Annotated in this window: 14 protein-coding genes; 10 read left to right on the top strand and 4 right to left on the bottom strand. The window is 66.0% G+C overall.

Going from position 1 to position 16825, the window contains the following annotated elements; all coding sequences use genetic code 11:
• Positions 1-111 precede the first annotated feature (111 nt).
• Positions 112-1104 (bottom strand): polysaccharide deacetylase family protein, encoded by a 993-nt coding sequence (locus ABGX75_RS01065; protein ID WP_347410898.1) that lies wholly within the window; start codon positions 1102-1104, stop codon positions 112-114.
• Between the two features lie 141 nt (positions 1105-1245).
• Positions 1246-2211, bottom strand: a complete 966-nt coding sequence (locus tag ABGX75_RS01060; RefSeq protein WP_347410899.1) for a glycosyltransferase — start codon at positions 2209-2211, stop codon at positions 1246-1248.
• Between the two features lie 457 nt (positions 2212-2668).
• Between ABGX75_RS01060 and glnA the strand changes: the two genes are divergently transcribed.
• The 10 genes from glnA (at position 2669) to ABGX75_RS01010 (ending at position 13701) form a co-directional block, all read left to right on the top strand.
• Positions 2669-4078 carry a glutamate--ammonia ligase gene (gene glnA / locus ABGX75_RS01055; protein ID WP_011505553.1) on the top strand — a complete coding sequence of 470 codons (1410 nt, stop codon included), beginning with the start codon at positions 2669-2671 and terminating at the stop codon, positions 4076-4078.
• Positions 4079-4275: 197 nt separating this feature from the next.
• Positions 4276-4875, top strand: a complete 600-nt coding sequence (locus ABGX75_RS01050; protein WP_287124382.1) for a DUF4124 domain-containing protein — start codon at positions 4276-4278, stop codon at positions 4873-4875.
• Between the two features lie 160 nt (positions 4876-5035).
• Positions 5036-6109, top strand: a complete 1074-nt coding sequence (gene glnL, locus ABGX75_RS01045; protein WP_301968604.1) for a nitrogen regulation protein NR(II) — start codon at positions 5036-5038, stop codon at positions 6107-6109.
• Between the two features lie 15 nt (positions 6110-6124).
• Positions 6125-7534 (top strand): nitrogen regulation protein NR(I), encoded by a 1410-nt coding sequence (ntrC, locus tag ABGX75_RS01040; protein WP_011505556.1) that lies wholly within the window; start codon positions 6125-6127, stop codon positions 7532-7534.
• A gap of 132 nt (positions 7535-7666) precedes the next feature.
• Positions 7667-8641, top strand: a complete 975-nt coding sequence (phnD, locus tag ABGX75_RS01035; protein WP_011505557.1) for a phosphate/phosphite/phosphonate ABC transporter substrate-binding protein — start codon at positions 7667-7669, stop codon at positions 8639-8641.
• 77 nt (positions 8642-8718) lie between these two features.
• A complete protein-coding gene (phnC, locus tag ABGX75_RS01030) occupies positions 8719-9537 on the top strand; it encodes a phosphonate ABC transporter ATP-binding protein (RefSeq protein WP_128689695.1) in 819 nt (272 codons plus the stop codon).
• Complete coding sequence (phnE, locus tag ABGX75_RS01025; protein ID WP_347410900.1) at positions 9534-10346, top strand: phosphonate ABC transporter, permease protein PhnE; 813 nt, start codon at positions 9534-9536, stop codon at positions 10344-10346. Before phnC ends, phnE (ABGX75_RS01025) begins: the two co-directional genes overlap by 4 nt.
• On the top strand, positions 10343-11176 hold the full coding sequence (gene phnE, locus ABGX75_RS01020) for a phosphonate ABC transporter, permease protein PhnE (RefSeq protein ID WP_011505560.1): 834 nt from the start codon (positions 10343-10345) through the stop codon (positions 11174-11176). Before phnE (ABGX75_RS01025) ends, phnE (ABGX75_RS01020) begins: the two co-directional genes overlap by 4 nt.
• Before the next feature lie 212 nt (positions 11177-11388).
• Entirely contained in the window at positions 11389-12252 is an 864-nt protein-coding gene (locus tag ABGX75_RS01015) for an oxaloacetate decarboxylase (protein ID WP_011505561.1), read from the top strand.
• 111 nt (positions 12253-12363) lie between these two features.
• Positions 12364-13701: a deoxyguanosinetriphosphate triphosphohydrolase gene (locus ABGX75_RS01010; RefSeq protein WP_011505562.1), complete on the top strand. Its 1338-nt coding sequence runs from the start codon at positions 12364-12366 to the stop codon at positions 13699-13701.
• Positions 13702-13737: 36 nt separating this feature from the next.
• Here ABGX75_RS01010 and ABGX75_RS01005 read toward each other — a convergent pair whose 3' ends face one another.
• A complete protein-coding gene (locus ABGX75_RS01005) occupies positions 13738-14652 on the bottom strand; it encodes a MalM family protein (protein WP_347410901.1) in 915 nt (304 codons plus the stop codon).
• Positions 14653-14761: 109 nt separating this feature from the next.
• The gene (locus tag ABGX75_RS01000; protein WP_179152544.1) at positions 14762-16123 is read right to left on the bottom strand and encodes a maltoporin; all 1362 of its coding nucleotides are present in this window, start codon (positions 16121-16123) and stop codon (positions 14762-14764) included.
• Positions 16124-16825 lie beyond the last annotated feature (702 nt).

The raw sequence follows: 16825 nt of genomic DNA, 5'->3' as shown, positions 1-16825 counted from the left end.
CTTGTGCGGCAGGACGGAAATACGCAAAAAAATGGCGGCACGCTCGCGAGTCGCCGTCGACAGCGTCGGCTGGGTGGCCTGACGCCGGAAAAGCGCACCGGTTCGGATGGGCTATGGTTGCCCGAGCAGCCAATCATAGAGACGCCCTGCGCTGCTGGCAACGGGCAGTGTGATCGGAAAGCGCGGCAGCGCCAGTGGATCGTCGCGGTGCGAGAGCCAGCCGGCATGCCCGTGCAGGCCTTCCTGAATGCCGCAGCGCTGGGCCAGCAGGCGGACCCGTGGCGAGGCTTCCGCCTGGGGATAGGCGAAGCCGGGCAGCGGGTCGCGGCACAGCACGCCGAGCTGTCGGCGAGACTGGCGAATTTGCCACTGAACCTGGGCGTCGTCGAGCGCGTCCAGCGGTGTGGCGGAGACGCCGCGCGCGCCGAAGCGCACCAGCCCGCTGCTTTCCAGGCGTCGGATGCTGAACGGGTCGAGCGTCTGGGGCGGGGTGTCGAGTTCGTCACCCAGGGCGTCGCCCAGCCGGGTCAGCGTCAGCGGATCGGTGTGGTGAGCGAGCCCCTCGAGATAAGCGCGCAGGGCGTGGCTGTAGGCGGTACCGGGGTGCGCGGGGCGTGCTGGCGGCAGGGGCAGCCCGGCATCGCCGAGGCAGTCGCGCACGCGCGCCGGCTGAATGCCTTCCCACAGGGCGTCGCCGAGCGTGTTCCACCAGTCGCCGCGGGCACGGTTCACCCAGCCGGTGGTGAGAAACATGCTCGCCGGCAGCGCCAGGCGTTCGAGCTGGCGCAGGGCCACCTCGGCGGTGTCGCGCCAGCCGCCGTCGAAGGTCAGCGCGATGCGCGGCAGTGGGTCGCGGTGCAGGCGCCGGGCATTCGCCAGGGTGACGATCTGGGCGTGATCGGTGAGATGGTCGAGCAGCCGCCGGAAGCTCTCCGGCCCCAGGGCATAGGGCGCATGGTGGGGCAGGCGCGCCGTGGCGTCGTCGGCCAGCACGCGCGGCAGCACGAGAATCGCGCTACGCCCGCGCAGCGGTTCGCTGAGGCTGCGTCGCCAGTGCCCGCGCAGGCGCTGCACGACATCGTAGGCAAGACTGAGATGGCTCATGGCGTGTCCCTCCGCAATGCCGTCGGTACGGTGCCGTGCCGGGACGTCCTGTCGCGGGCGGCGTTCGTGGGCTCCTCTGATAGGCGTTGTGATGACGGTTGCGATGCCTATCAGCATATCTCGCTGTGGTGATTTAGCCAGTCACACCGGGTCGCGCCGCAGGCGTCGCCGGCAGGGCGGGCTCAGCAATGCCGCTCCGGTGGCGGTCAGTTGCAGGGCATGCAGACACCAGCGCCAGAGTGCCAGGCGACACGCCCTGGACCGGGGCGGCATGCCGTCGCGCCAGGTCATGACGGTGGCCGGCCAGGCGCTGATGACGAGACTGGCCACGCCGGGCGTCGGCGCCGGGGGAATCCACAGCAAGAGTGCCAGTGGCACGCTGCCCCATTGCACCAGCGTGCCACCCAGCCGGGGTATCACGAAGCGTGGGTGGCGCGCGGCGCTGGCGGTATACAGATAGCGGGCCTGGTGGCGACGTTGCCGGCGCCACCAGGGGCCGAGCCGGCGAGGGGCGCCGTGGTCGATCAGCGAGGGCGAGGTCTGCCAGCGCAGGCGTGCATGGCAACGCCACAGGCGCACCAGGATGTCCAGGTCGGCGCAGGTCTCCAGGCGTGGGTCGTGGCCGCCAAGGCGTTCATACCACTCTCGGGTGATGGCCAGTTGTCCGGTGGGCCACTCCCAGGGGTGGTCGCCGAAGCCGCGCCGGATGCGTGTGGCATACCAGTCCGCCAGCGCCGGAACGAGCGGGTCGGCCGGCGCCTGCGCGAAGACGAGGGCATCGGCGCTTTGCTTGCGAAACGCCTCCGCCAGACGGTCCAGCCAGTCGTCGGGCACTTCCAGTGCCGCATCCAGGAAGATCAGCACCTCGCCATTGAGGTGGGTCGCGCCATGATGGCGCAGTGCGCCCTGTCCATGTTGGGGCAGTAGCGCGAAACGAATGTCGCGCTGCTCCAGCAGCAGCTGGGTGCGCGTATCAAGGGTGCGCAACTGGACCAGCGTTTCGGTATGTCCGCGAAAGCCGGATATGCTGCGTGCCAGGGCGCTCAGGCAGCGTTCCAGGTGCTCGGGGGCATGGCTGGCGTCGATCAGCAGGCTGTAGGTACGCATCGCTCGAGTATGCCTTGGGTGCAAGCCCGTGGAAGAAATCGGGAATCTGGTTCAAGCCTGCGGGGCGGCGGGGCGCCTGGCAATCACCGTCGTGGCTGGTTTTTCTAGCTTGGCATGACTGAAAATCGGCGCCTGATGGCATGAGGTCACCGATTGCACACAAATGGTGCATTGGGCAGCAAGGCTGCACCTTCATGATGCTCATGTGGTGCCCGTGCACTTTTATGTGGCGGGGCGGGCGCTATCCTGGTGCCGAGCCATGCACAACGCCGGTCGATTTTTTATCGCTTGATCATGCGCTTAGCGTTTTTGCCCCGAAATGCATCAATGGTTGGCACAGCTTCTGCATTGCAAAACGTAAACGCATACCCGTGGGCAGTCGTCGGCGGGCATGCTACAAACGACGCTGAACACGCAAGCAAACGACCCGAGCCGTGGGCTCATAGTGGAGGAAATCATGTCTGAGAAGACCCTCGCCCTGATCGAAGAACACGATATCAAGTGGGTGGATCTGCGCTTTACCGATACCAAGGGCAAGGAGCAGCACGTCACGATTCCGGCCGGCGCCGTCGATGATGAGTTCTTCGAGAACGGTCAGATGTTCGATGGCTCCTCCATTTCCGGCTGGAAGGGCATCAACGAGTCCGACATGATCCTGCGCCCGGAAGACGGCAGCGGCTACCTCGACCCGTTCACCGAAGATGCCACGCTGGTGCTGCGCTGCGACATCATCGAGCCGGCCACCATGCAGGGGTACGAACGTGACCCGCGCTCCATCGCCAAGCGTGCCGAGGCGTACCTGAAGTCCACCGGTCTGGGCGATACCGCCTTCTTCGGCCCGGAACCTGAGTTCTTCATTTTCGACGAAGTGCACTGGAATGCCGACATCCAGGGCGCGATGTACAAGATCACGTCCGAGGAAGGCGCCTGGGCGACCGATTCCACCACCGTGGAAGGCGGCAACCTGGGGCACCGTCCGCGCGTCAAGGGGGGCTACTTCCCGGTTCCGCCGGTGGACAGCTTCCACGACATCCGCAGCGCGATGTGCAACACCCTGGAAGCCATCGGCCAGTCGGTCGAGGTGCATCACCACGAAGTCGCCAACGCCGGCCAGAACGAAATCGGTGTCAAGTTCAACACGCTGGTGAAGAAGGCCGACGAAGTTCAGGAAATGAAGTACGTGATCCACAACGTGGCTCACGCCTACGGCAAGACCGCGACCTTCATGCCCAAGCCGCTGGTCGGTGACAACGGGTCCGGCATGCACGTGCACCAGTCCTTCTGGAAGGACGGCACCAACATGTTCGCCGGTGACGAATACGCCGGGCTGTCCGAAACCGCGCTGTACTACATCGGCGGCATCATCAAGCACGCCCGTGCGCTGAACGCCTTCACCAACGCCTCGACCAACTCCTACAAGCGTCTGGTCCCGGGCTTCGAGGCGCCGGTCATGCTGGCCTACAGTGCCCGCAACCGCAGTGCCTCCATCCGCATTCCGTACACCGCGAGCCCCAAGGGCAAGCGTGTGGAACTGCGCTTCCCGGATCCGACCGCCAACCCGTACCTGTGCTTCTCGGCCATGCTGATGGCGGGTATCGACGGCATCAAGAACAAGATCCACCCCGGCGATGCGATGGACAAGAACCTCTATGACCTGCCGCCGGAAGAAGGCAAGTCGGTTCCCACCGTCGCCAGCAGCCTCGACCAGGCCCTGGAAGCCTTGGATGCGGACCGCGCCTTCCTGACCGAGGGCGACGTGTTCACCGACAGCATGATCGACGCCTATCTCGAGCTCAAGCAGGAAGAAGTCGACCGCCTGCGCATGGCGACGCATCCGATCGAGTTCGACATGTACTACAGCTGCTGATCCCGCGCGACCGCGACCGATCCCAGCCGTAGCGCTGATCGAGGCCCCGTCGGACGACGGGGCCTTTTACGTGGTCGTTCGCGGGGCCGGGCGTGCGCTACACTGGGACGCCACGGGCGCGAGATGCGCCTCGGTGCGAGGCAGGCGGTTCGCAATGAAGCGTTGGCGCAAGGAATCGTGGGCGTAAGGAGAGCGACATGCGTGGCTTGATCCCCATCGGCGGCTGGACAGTGCTCATGGTCGGCGCGTGCCTGAGCGTCTCGTTGGCGCAGGCCACGCCGATCTACCGCAGTGTCGACTCACAAGGGAACGTCACCTATTCGGATCGCCCCGGCGGCGATCAGGTCGAGGTCGCGCCGGTGAACACGGTGCCGAGCCGGCCGGCCCCCGCGCCAAGGGAGACCGCGGCGAACGAGGCAGCGTCCGGAGCGGGCGAGCCCGAGGCCTCTACCTTCACCCCCTACGAACGCTTGCGCATCGCCGCACCGACGAACGAGTCCACGCTGCCCACCGGCGCGGCCGGCGACACGCAGGTCAGCGTGGCGCTCTCGCCCGAGCTGCGCGAGGGGCACCGCCTGCGCCTGGTGGTCGACGACGAGGTGCGCCAGCCTCCCCAGCAAGCCACGACGTTCTCGCTCACCGGGCTGGAGCGCGGCGAGCATACCCTGCGCGTCGAACTGGTCGACGCCGAGGGTCGGGTGCGCCAGCGTAGCGCGCCGGTCACCCTCTATGTGCAACGTGCCAGCGTGTACTTGCCCGCCAATCCCAACAATCCTCGCAATTCCGGCAACCCATGAGCCGATTTGGCGCCTGCCGCTATCGATAGTGCTGCTTTTGCACTAATTTGGTGCATGGTGGCGTCATCCCATGTCGGCTGCACTGCCGTATGCCGGGCCGGTCGGGACTGGCGCGCTTCTTGCACTGTTAACGGACATGACGATGGATAATGGACGGGCCATGTCGGAACCTTCCCAGCAGCAGTTTTTCGAACAGCAGCGCCTGCTCGAACATTTGACGACCGCCGTGGTACTGCTCGACGGCGAGCTGCGGCTGCGTTGGATGAACCCCGCGGCCGAGTCGCTGCTGGCGACCAGCCGGGTGCGGGTCGTCGGCCAGTGTCTGGAGAGCCTGGCGGGCGTCGAGGGCAGTGTCGAGGCGGTGTTGATCAAGGCACGCGACGAGTTGCATCCCTTCACGCAGCGCGAGGCGACGCTGGTATTGCCGTCGGGGGATACGGCCACGGTGGACTTCACCGTCACGCCGTTGTCCGCCGATGAACTGCTGATCGAGATCGAGCCGCGCGACCGGCTGTTGCGCATTTCCCGCGAGGAGGCGCTGATCGCGCGCCAGGAGACCATCAAGGTGCTCACCCGGGGGCTGGCGCACGAGGTGAAGAACCCGCTGGGCGGCATTCGCGGTGCGGCGCAGTTGCTCGAGCGAGACCTGCCCGATCCGCAGCTCGCCGAGTTCACCCGGGTCATCGTCGAAGAGGCCGATCGGCTGCGCGATCTGGTGGATCGCATGCTGGGGCCCAACAGCATGAGTCGTCACGAGCCGCTCAACATTCACAAGGTGCTCGAGCGGGTGCGTACTCTGCTGGAGGCCGAACATCCGCGCATCGACTACGTGCGCGATTACGACCCCAGCCTGCCGGATCTGGAAGGTGACGAAGCGCAGCTGATTCAGGCGGTGCTCAACGTCGCCCGCAACGCCGTGCAGGCCATGGAGGAACACGGCGTCGAGACGCCCCGGCTGATTCTGCGCACGCGGGCGCGACGCCAGTTCACGCTGGGCGCCGAGCGCCACCGGCTGGTCTGCGAGCTGGGCATTCTCGACAACGGCCCCGGCATTCCCGAGACGCTGCGCGAGACGCTGTTCTATCCGATGGTGTCGGGGCGTGCCGAGGGCAGTGGTCTGGGGCTGTCCATCGCCCAGTCGATCCTGCATCAGCACCAGGGGTTGATCGAGTGCGACTCGGTGCCCGGGTGTACCGAATTCCGCTTGTTGATTCCGCTTGAGAGCCATCATTGAGGCTTGGGAGGCCCCATGACTGACGTCGCACGCATCATGATCGTCGACGACGATCGCGCCATTCGCTGGGTGTTGGAGCGCGCGCTGGCTCAGCCGGACCTCGAGGTCGAGAGCTTCGAGCGTGCCGATAGTGCCCTGGAGCGCATTCTGCGACAGCCACCGGATGTCCTGTTGACCGATATCCGCATGCCGGGGCTGGACGGGCTGGACCTGATGGCGCGCATCCGTGAAAAGTATCCGGATCTGCCGGTGATCGTGATGACCGCCCACTCCGATCTCGACAGCGCGGTGGCCTCGTATCAGGGCGGTGCCTTCGAGTACCTGCCCAAGCCGTTCGACGTCGACGAGGCGCTGGCGCTGGTGCGGCGCGGCGTGGCGCATGCCCGCGAGCGACGCACGCCGGCGGCGGTGCCCGAAGGACTGTCGGCAGAGATCATCGGTGAAGCGCCGGCGATGCAGGAGGTTTTCCGTGCCATCGGCCGGCTCTCGCAATCCCACATCACGGTGATGATCAACGGCGAGTCGGGGACCGGCAAGGAGCGCGTCGCCCAGGCGCTGCACCAGCACAGCCCGCGACACGCCGCGCCGTTCATCGCGCTCAACATGGCGGCGATTCCCAAGGACCTGATGGAATCGGAACTGTTCGGTCATGAAAAGGGCGCCTTCACCGGGGCGACCTCGCAGCGGCGCGGGCGTTTCGAACAGGCCGATGGCGGCACGCTGTTCCTCGACGAGATCGGCGACATGCCCGCCGAGACCCAGACCCGCCTGCTGCGGGTGCTGGCCGACGGAGAGTTCTACCGGGTCGGGGGGCATACGCCGGTCAAGGTCGATGTTCGCATCATCGCCGCGACCCACCAGCATCTGGAGCGGCTGGTCGAGGACGGCCGTTTCCGCGAGGACCTGTTCCACCGCCTCAACGTGATCCGCGTGCACCTGCCGCGTCTGGCAGAGCGCCGCGAGGACATTCCGCGTCTGGCCCAGCACTTCCTCGCCGAGGCCGCCAAGGAGCTTGCCACCGAACCCAAGGTGCTGACCCAGGAGGCCGAGCAGCATCTCACCCGCCTGCCATGGCCGGGCAACGTGCGCCAGCTCGAGAATACCTGCCGCTGGCTGACGGTGATGGCCTCGGGGCGCGAGGTGTTGATCGAGGACCTGCCGCCGGAGCTCCGCGATGTCGAAGGCACCGAGAGCGCCGGCGGCGACTGGCGCGGCGCCTTCCGCGAGTGGGCCGATCGCGCCCTGGCCGCCGGGCATACGCACCTGCTCGAGGAGGCGGTGCCGGATTTCGAGCGCATCCTCATCGAGACGGCGCTCAAGCACACCGGCGGGCGCAAGGGCGAAGCCGCCGAGCTGCTGGGCTGGGGGCGCAACACTCTCACCCGCAAGCTCAAGGTGCTGTTGCCGGCGCTGGCAGACGAATGACCCACGACGGCGCGGGGCGTCGAGGCGCGGTCATGCCGACGTCACGGGAACGTCATCGAACGGACGCGGCATTGTCATTCGCTGGACCGAACAATGGGCATCGCTCATTCGTTCGCAACCAGGTGACAACGCATGTTCTCGCAGACGCTTCCTCTGACCCGCCCCGCCCTGGGGCTTGCCTTCGCTGCCCTGGTCGCCGGGGTGTCCACCGCCCAGGCCGATTTCCAGCTCAGTGAACGCTACACCGATGCCGATGGCGACCTCGTCGCCGACGTGCCGGAAGACGAATCCCAGTGGCGCGATCCGGACACGCTGGTCTTCGCCTATACCCCGGTGGAAGATCCTGCCGTCTACGCGGACGTGTGGTCCGGATTCCTGGATCACATGGAGGAGGTCACCGGCAAGAAAGTGCGCTTCTTCCCCGTGCAGTCCAACGCTGCCCAGATCGAGGCGATGCGCGCCGGCCGCCTGCACGTGGCCGGTTTCAACACCGGTTCCAACCCGCTGGCGGTGGCCTGCGCGGGCTTTCGGCCCTTCGCGATGATGGCCGCCGAGGATGGCTCCTTCGGCTACGAGATGGAGATCATCACCTACCCCGGTTCGGGCATCGACGAGGTCGAGGACATCAAGGGCAAGACCCTGACCCATACCTCGGAGACGTCCAATTCCGGTTACAAGGCGCCCACCGCGCTGATGGCCTCGGAATTCGGCATGACCTCCGGCGAGGATTACGAGGTCGACTTCTCCGGCAAGCACGACAACTCGATCCTGGGCGTGGCCAATCACGACTATGAAGTCGCCACCATCGCCAACTCGGTCAAGGCGCGCATGCTCGAGCGCGACGTGATCGACGCGGATCAGATCGAGGTCATCTACCAGTCGGATACCTTCCCGACCACGGCGTACGGGGTGGCCCACGACCTCGCGCCCGAGCTGCAGGAAGCGATCAAGGAAGCCTTCTTCGGCTTCGACTGGGAGGGCTCCGCGCTGGCCGAGGAATTCGGCAAGAACGGCGAGTCGCAGTTCATTCCCATCACCTTCAAGAAACACTGGTCGGTGATCCGCCAGATCGACGCTGCCAACGGCGTCGACTACCAGTGCTCGTAAGCGCCGGCTAGCCGTGCGCGACGGGGGGGCCGGGCGTTGCCACGCGACGCTCGGCCCGTTTTGGCAGGGAGATGGATGTGCTGGAACTACAACGACTCACCAAGACGTATGCCACCGGCGACACGGCGTTGCGAGAGGTCTCGCTGGCGGTGCCGCGCGGTCAGGTGGTGGGACTGATCGGTCCCTCCGGTGCCGGCAAGTCGACGCTCATTCGCTGCATCAACCGCCTGGTGGCACCCAGCGGCGGGCGTATCCTGCTCGGCGACGTCGACCTCGCCGCGGTAGGCCGTGCCGAGCTGCGTCGGCAGCGGCGCCGGATCGGCATGATCTTCCAGGAATACGCGCTGGTCGAGCGGCTCACCGTGATGGAAAACGTCCTCTCGGGGCGCCTGGGGTACGTGCCGTTCTGGCGCAGCTTCACGCGGCGCTTTCCGGGGCGCGATATCGAAAACGCCTACCGTCTGCTCGACCGCGTGGGCCTGCTCGCGCATGCCGACAAGCGTGCCGATGCCTTGTCGGGCGGTCAGCGTCAACGCGTGGGCATCGCCCGTGCCCTGGCTCAGGAGCCGGCACTGTTGCTGGTCGATGAGCCCACCGCCAGCCTCGATCCCAAGACCAGCCGTCAGATCATGCGCTTGATTCTCGAGGTCTGCGAAGAGCGCGATTTGCCGGCCATCGTCAACATTCACGACGTACCGCTGGCCCAGCAGTTCATGCATCGCCTGGTGGGGCTGCATGCGGGAGAAGTGGTCTTCGACGGGGCGCCGACGGCCCTCGACGAGACGGTGCTCGCCACTATCTACGGCGCCGAGGACTGGGCGTCGTCGGGCCGCGAGCCCGCTCCGGAACGGGAGCCCGAGGACACCGAACGGCACCTGGCGGAGGTGGGGCGATGAACGAGGCGACACCCGCCTATCCCACGCACTGGCGGCGACCGGCGCGAATGCTGCATGACCGTCGCTGGCGGTGGCTCGTGCAGGCGTCGGTGCTGGCCTACCTGGTCCTGGCGCTGGGGTCCTTCGACGTCGAGTGGGCGCGGGTGGTGGAAGGGCTGTCACGCGCGCAACGCTTCGCCCACGGATTTCTGCAACCCGATTTCACCAGCCGCTGGAGCGATATCCGCCAGGGACTCATCGAGAGCCTGACCATGACGCTCACCGCCACCGTGGTCGGAGTGGCGATCTCGGTGCCCATCGGCATCGGTGCCGCGCGCAACCTGGTATCCGCGTGGATATACCGGTGCTGCCGGGCGATCATCGCCGTCAGCCGCTCGCTGCAGGAAATCATCGTGGCGATCTTCCTGGTGGCGATGTTCGGCTTCGGTCCGCTGGCGGGGTTCGTGACGCTGTCGTTCGCGTCGATCGGCTTCATTGCCAAGCTGCTGGCCGACGACATCGAAGAGGCCGACCCCCGTCAGGTGGAAGCCATTCGCGCCACCGGTGCGGGGTGGTGGCAGGTACTGCACTACGCCATTCAACCCCAGGTGATGCCGCGCCTGATCGGCTTGTCGCTCTACCGGCTGGACATCAACTTCCGCGAAAGCGCGGTGATCGGCATCGTCGGTGCAGGGGGCATCGGCGCCACCCTCAATACCGCCATCGACCGTTACGAATACGGGAGCGCCGGCGCCATCCTGCTGATCGTCATCGCCATCGTGATGGTGGCGGAATACGGGTCCAGCTACCTGAGAAGGTTCCTGCAATGAAGTCGACTTCCGCGAACGCCGGTGCGCCGGCCAGTCATGCCGACGCGTGGACCTTTCGCACGCCCCGGGCGCGGCTGGCCCTGTGGTTTGGCTGGCTGGCCCTGGTGGCGCTGTTCGTCTACTGCTGGCGGGTAATGAATGCCGACACGATGTGGGTGTTCGTCGCCGATGCGCCACGTCAGGCCGCCGATCTCGGCAGCCGCATGTGGCCGCCGAGCCTGACGTATCTGCCCGAGCTGCTGGCGCCACTCTGGGATACGCTCAACATCGCGACCCTGGGCACCGTGGGCGGGGTGATCATGGCGGTGCCGGTGGCATTCCTCGCCGCGCGCAATACCACGCCTTCGCGGCTGTGGGTGCGACCGGTGGCGTTATGGGTGATCGTCACCTCGCGCTCGATCAACTCCCTGATCTGGGCATTGCTGCTGGTCGCCGTGCTCGGGCCGGGGTTGCTCGCCGGCGTGGTGGCGATCGCCCTGCGCTCGATCGGCTTCGTCGGCAAGCTGCTCTACGAAGCCATCGAGGAGACCGATGCACGTCAGGTCGAGGCGATCAGCGCCACCGGCGCGAGCGCTGCGCAACGCCTCGACTATGCCATCGTGCCCCAGGTGATGCCGGCATTCTGGGCGATCGCGCTGTTCCGCTGGGACATCAACATCCGGGAAAGCACGATCCTCGGCCTGGTCGGCGCGGGCGGCATCGGTCTCAAGCTGCAGGCATCGATCAACGTGCTGGCCTGGCCGCAGGTGGCGACGATCCTTCTCGTCATCCTGGCCACGGTACTCGTCAGCGAGTGGGTCTCGGCGCGGGTGCGCCAAGCCATCATGTGATCGTCGCGCCGTCGCCAAGCCCCGTGCATCTTGGCAGGCGGCGTAATATCCTTCTCCCCCTAAGGTCTAATCGAGTCCTCCCGTCGGTTCTGACAGGTAATCGTCAGCGGGAGGCGTCGTCGTTCACCGCCAGCCAGTCTGGCCATGTCCAACCCGGGTGCCGCCGCTTGCCAGCCAGGCGCGCGGTGCTTGCGTGATTACAGGAGTTTTTAGTGGCAACCCCCTCGCAACATGACCTGCGTAATGACTTTCGCGCCTTGCTGGCGTCCTCTGAGTGTTACTTCACCGCCTCGGTGTTCGACCCGATGTCGGCGCGCATCGCCGCTGATCTGGGCTTCGAAGTGGGGATTCTGGGGGGCTCGGTGGCCTCGCTGCAGGTACTGGCGGCACCCGATTTCGCCCTGATCACCTTGAGCGAGTTCGTCGAGCAGGCGACCCGCATCGGCCGAGTGACGCGCCTGCCGGTGATCGCCGATGCCGACCACGGCTATGGCAACGCGCTCAATGTCATGCGGACCATTACCGAGCTGGAACGTGCCGGTGTGGCGGCGCTGACCATCGAGGACACCCTGCTGCCGGCGCAGTATGGGCATAAGTCCACCGATCTGATTCCCCTCGACGAAGGCGTGGGCAAGATGCGCGCGGCCCTGGAGGCGCGCATCGATCCGGCGATGGCGATCATCGCGCGCACCAATGCCGGTCAGCTCGACGACGAGGCCGCCGTCGAGCGCGTCTGTGCCTATCAGGCGGCGGGTGTCGATGCCATCTGCCTGGTGGGCGTGCGCGATTTCGACCACCTCGAGCGCCTGGCCGCGCCGCTGGACATTCCGTTGATGCTGGTCACCTACGGCAATCCCGAGCTGCGCGACCGTGCGCGTCTGGCCGCGCTGGGAGTGCGGGTCGTGGTCAATGGCCATGCGGCCTACTTCGCCGCCATCAAGGCGACCTATGACTGCCTGCGCGAGCAGCGTGACATCGCGGCCAGCGAACTGAACGCCTCGCAATTGGCGACACGCTACTCGACGCTCGACGAATACCGCGAATGGGCGCGCGACTATATGGACGTCAAGGAGTAGCGTTACGCTGACGAGCCACGAGCAGGGAATGGCTGACCACGCTCATGGGTGGTTCAAGCTGTCGCCGCCTGCCGCTCGCGGCCGTTGACCACCCGATACCCGGAGAATGCGATGAGTGCCATGCAGTGGGAACGTCTACTCGACCCGACCCGCCTCAACGACAAGCACGGAGGTTCGCGCGAGGAGATCGGTCGCAGTCCGTTCCACAAGGATCACGACCGCATCGTCTTCGCCGGCTCGTTCCGGCGCCTGGGACGCAAGACACAGGTCCACCCGCTGACCGACAACGACCATATCCACACGCGCCTGACGCATTCGCTGGAAGTGGGCTGCGTGGGACGTTCGCTGGGCATGATCGTCGGCGAACAGCTGCGCGAGCGGTTGCCGGCCTGGATCACGCCGGCCGACCTGGGGGTGATCGTGCAGGCGGCTTGCCTGGGGCACGATATCGGCAATCCGCCTTTCGGGCACGCCGGGGAGTACGCGATCCGCGACTGGTTCAAGCGTGCCGAGGCGGATGGCAGCGGGCTGTTGGCCGATCTGGCGCCGGCCGAGCGCGAGGACCTGCTGACCTACGAGGGCAACGCCCAGGGGTTCCGCATCGTCACCCAGATCGAGTACAACCAGTTCAACGGCGGCATGCGTCTGACCGCCGCCACGCTGGGCACGATGCTCAAGTATCCGTGGACCGTGGAGCGCGCCTCGCGGGCCGGCAAGTTCGGCTGTTATCAATCGGAACGCGAGCTGCTGGGCGAGGTCGCCGAGCGCCTGGGACTGTTGCCGCGCGGCGAGACCGCCTGGTGCCGGCACCCGCTGGCCTATCTCGTCGAGGCCGCCGACGATATCTGCTATGCGCTGCTGGATCTCGAGGATGGCCTGGAAATGGGCATCCTGCGCTTCGACGAAGTGGCGGAGATCCTGATCCAGATCGCCGGGGGCGCGCCCGAGGGCTACGACGGCATGCGCGCGCGGGGCGTGTCGCAGCGCCGACGCATCGCGACGTTGCGCGGGGCGGCCATGGAGCGCGCGGTGAACGATGTCGCTGCGGTGTTCGTGGCGCATGAAAGCGCGCTGCTCGGCGGTACGCTGAGCGAGGATCTGCTCGAGCTCTGCCACCCCGACCTGGGCTGGGGCGTGGGTACGGCCAAGCGCATCGCCCGCGAGCGCATCTTCCAGAACGAGCGCAAGGCCAAGCTGGAGATCGGTGCCTACACGACGCTGGGTATCCTGCTCGAAGCCTTCATCGGTGCCGCCCATGAGTTGCACTACAGCGGCCAGTCCTCCTTCAAGCATCAGCGCGTGCTGGCGTTGATCGGCGAGAACACGCCCAAGTCGTCCTGGTCGCTGTATGCCAGCTACCGGCGCATGCTCGATTTCATCGGCGGCATGACCGACCACTACGCCGTCGATCTGGCCCAGGAGATGGGCGGCCGCCTGCGCGGCGAATGAGCGTTCCCATCCGCCGCGCCGGGACGGCCGCGATGCTTACGGCGAGACGGCGCGCAGGCGCTCGGCGAGCCAGGCGCGAGTGCCGTGCTGGCCTTCGCGTTCGGCACGCTCGGCCAGCTGCATGGCCAGCTCGATGTCGCCGGCCTTGAGGGCGGCGTCGATCATCCGGCGGTAATCGAAATCCCTGTCGCGCGTACGTTCCACGGCGGTCGACGAGGTGTCCGTCGTCGCGCCGGGGCGTGGCTCGGGGGTGGGCGTCGTCGCGCGATCCCCGAGGATCGGCGTCAGCAGGCCGCCACCGCCGCCGTCATGCGGCTCGCTGGCCAGGGTGACGTTGCCGGTGGCGGTATGCTCGGCCACGGGGTCGGGGCCCGGGGGCGGTGCGAGGCCGCGCACGCGGGCATAGACTTTCTCCGCGCTTTCGTAACGTGTGCTTCCCTGGCGGGCGGCGTCGTTGCTGTAGACCACGAGATAGGCGGCCTCGGGGCCGGGAGTGAGGTCGAAGGCGGCGGCGAGGCGCGCGGGAGCGAAGCCGCTGGGCCCCCGGTAGCGGAACTTGTCGCTGGCGATGCGCTGCGAGGGCTGGAATGCCTCGTCGAGCACGAGCACCGTGGGGGCGAAGACCTGCCCGTCGACGATGGTGCTGGTCAGCTCGAACGACAGCGGGCCGGCGTCGCGAGGGAGCGCGAAGGCCTGGAAGAAGCTCTTGCCGTCCTCGAAACGGTGCGCGGGGGCGCTGGTATCCAGCTTCAATCGTTGTGTTTGGTCCGCGTCCAGAGCCTGAAAGGGCAGCGCGGCGAGCGACGCGCAACAATCCACGGCCTGGACGAGCGCTTGCTGACCGTGCTCGGCGGGGGCCGGCGCGGCGTTCTGCGGTGACAGCGAGGTGCAACCCGCCAGGCTGGTGAGCGCCAGTCCCGAGAGCAGGACGGCGAAATGGCGTAACGGCATGCGATGAACTCCCGAAGGCAAAAGCGGCCCCGACGCTCACGCGGCGGGGCCCGAAGGATCGAAACAGCTCACTACGGTGTCGACGGACGCCGGGGCGCCCGCCGTACGATCAACTGCCCCACCAGACCTCCATCTGTGCGCCGAAGGTCAGGCCGTCGGTGTCGTTGAAATCGACGTTGTTGGGGCCCGCGCCGGTGTCCAGCGAATTCGCGACGCCGCGTTCTTCGTAGGCATCGCCGTTCCACTTGGCGTAGGTGGCGAACAAGCGGATGGTGGGGCGGATCATGGCGCCGCGCCCGGCGGACCACTGCTGGGCGATGGTCAGCTTGGTGACGTGATGGTCGTCGCCATTGTAGCTGCTGACATTGCTTTGCGGCTCGATGTGGTCGTAGCCGAGTTCCACCGCCGTGCTCATGATGTCGTTCCAGTAATACACCGGACGCACGCCCGCAGAGAACCACTTGCGGCCTGTATCGTCATCCATGTTCTTGTCTTCATAGATGGCGGTGTAGAGCAGGTCGAGCTTGTCGGGCATCAGCCAGACATGGCCGTGGTCGAGCACGCGCCACATGTCGCCGTCCTGGCTGAGTCGGCCGCTCGTTGGACGGCCAACGGCATTGCCGTTACTGGTGATGATGCCGTCGGTGGCGTATTGCAGGGCCACGGTGTTCGAACCGCCGAACCAGTTCGACTGGGTATGCTCGATGGTGCCCATCCAGCCCTTGTCGCCTTCGTCGTAATCGATGTCGTTGTCGTCGTAGTAATCCTCAAGCCACTCCGGAGTCGAGGCGCGGCCGTAGTCGACACCGAGTTGCAGCGAACCGCCGGGGTTGGTGGCAATGTCCGTCAGGCGCAGGTCGACGGTGTCATCGGAGAGGCGCTGCTCTCCGTCGGGAAAGTTTTCACTATCCGAGCCCGAGCTTCTCACCCAGGCGAGGCTGAGGTTGCCGATGCCCATGTCGATGTCGGAGATCCCCACGCCCGGGCCCGAGACGTCCCAGTAGTAGAAGTCGTTCATGTGGATGTCGTGGCGCTTGTAGAAGCGCTTGCCGGCCCACAGCGTGGAGCCGTCCGGCAGGCCGCCGATGGCGTTGGTGCCGGTGACGTACATTTCGCGCAGGGCGATGTTGTTGTCGTCGTCCTTGAGCGATTCGTCGTCGTTGGCCTGCGAGGTGACATAGGCGACGCGGCTGGCGAAGTCGAAACTCGTGCCGCGCTGGTCGAACAGGTTGGCGCCCAGGCCGAGCTCGGCGTAGGTTTCGCACTCGTTGCCCAGACGATACTTGGCCGGTGCCCCGGCCGCCTTGAAGCATGTCTGGCTGCCGCCGCCGGCGGTCGAGCCGATCCCCGAGCGCGCGTAGCCGAAGAAGTTGGGGTTGATGTCGGCATGGGCCAGCGCCGGCATGAGACAGGAAGCGCCGACCAGGGTCGCGAGTAGCGGCCGGCGCATGAACTGGCGTGAAGTGCTCATGAAGTTTCCCTTGTTGTGTTATGGGTCGTGTCGTGGGTCTTGGTGACTCGCGTCAGCGCAACGCGAGCAGCGCGGCTTGGCGCTAGGGGGGCGGCGAAGGCACGGGCAGGCGTGCTCGCCACCGGCATGCGGTGTGCGGCAATTCCTCCCTTGGGGGCGGTGAACAGGATGCGTGGCGCCTTGCCACGCGGCGTTACATCGGGACGCGGCGTGGGGACGGCCTGCCCGCCGCCCGGGGGCCGGATGATGGGCGAAGGCTCATTGGCCCACGCCTGGAGCGTGTCGAACCAGAAACCGTCGAGCGCTGGCATGTGAGTTCCCTTGTTGTTGTTCTCGAATACCGTGGTTCTCGAAACGCGATGACTGCGTGGCGTCTGCCATGTACGACATTATTAGCAAGATGTTGTAAGTTTTCATTTTGACCATGGTATAAACACCACTAAAGTTTAATCTCTGAATTTAATTGCCTCCATCCAGCGCTCTTTAGCCGAATAACGGCGACTTTCAACGATATTTGTCCATATCGATCAATTCGTTAGTAATCTCCTTTTACCTTTTGACGGAATATTACCTAATACGTGTAGGGTCCCGGATGATAGGATCGCCTATAGAAGTTATCCTCTGCTAGCAGCGAGAGAGCTTCTTCAGCAATTCATCCGGGAGCAAGTTCATGGACATCAAGCTGCATAAACAAGCGACCAC

The sequence above is a fragment of the Chromohalobacter sp. genome (genome assembly GCF_039830575.1).
Taxonomy (GTDB): Bacteria; Pseudomonadota; Gammaproteobacteria; order Pseudomonadales; family Halomonadaceae; genus Chromohalobacter; species Chromohalobacter israelensis.
Note: the sequence above shows the minus strand (reverse complement) of the source record. Positions and strands in the feature narration are given on the sequence as shown.

What these genes read in the sequence shown, in the direction of transcription:
- ABGX75_RS01065 (WP_347410898.1), bottom strand. Translation starts at nt 1,104, where the DNA reads ATGAGCCATCTCAGTCTTGCCTACGATGTCGTGCAGCGCCTGCGCGGG.
- ABGX75_RS01060 (WP_347410899.1), bottom strand. Translation starts at nt 2,211, where the DNA reads ATGCGTACCTACAGCCTGCTGATCGACGCCAGCCATGCCCCCGAGCAC.
- glnA (WP_011505553.1), top strand. Translation starts at nt 2,669, where the DNA reads ATGTCTGAGAAGACCCTCGCCCTGATCGAAGAACACGATATCAAGTGG.
- ABGX75_RS01050 (WP_287124382.1), top strand. Translation starts at nt 4,276, where the DNA reads ATGCGTGGCTTGATCCCCATCGGCGGCTGGACAGTGCTCATGGTCGGC.
- glnL (WP_301968604.1), top strand. Translation starts at nt 5,036, where the DNA reads ATGTCGGAACCTTCCCAGCAGCAGTTTTTCGAACAGCAGCGCCTGCTC.
- ntrC (WP_011505556.1), top strand. Translation starts at nt 6,125, where the DNA reads ATGACTGACGTCGCACGCATCATGATCGTCGACGACGATCGCGCCATT.
- phnD (WP_011505557.1), top strand. Translation starts at nt 7,667, where the DNA reads ATGTTCTCGCAGACGCTTCCTCTGACCCGCCCCGCCCTGGGGCTTGCC.
- phnE (WP_347410900.1), top strand. Translation starts at nt 9,534, where the DNA reads ATGAACGAGGCGACACCCGCCTATCCCACGCACTGGCGGCGACCGGCG.
- phnE (WP_011505560.1), top strand. Translation starts at nt 10,343, where the DNA reads ATGAAGTCGACTTCCGCGAACGCCGGTGCGCCGGCCAGTCATGCCGAC.
- ABGX75_RS01010 (WP_011505562.1), top strand. Translation starts at nt 12,364, where the DNA reads ATGAGTGCCATGCAGTGGGAACGTCTACTCGACCCGACCCGCCTCAAC.
- ABGX75_RS01005 (WP_347410901.1), bottom strand. Translation starts at nt 14,652, where the DNA reads ATGCCGTTACGCCATTTCGCCGTCCTGCTCTCGGGACTGGCGCTCACC.
- ABGX75_RS01000 (WP_179152544.1), bottom strand. Translation starts at nt 16,123, where the DNA reads ATGAGCACTTCACGCCAGTTCATGCGCCGGCCGCTACTCGCGACCCTG.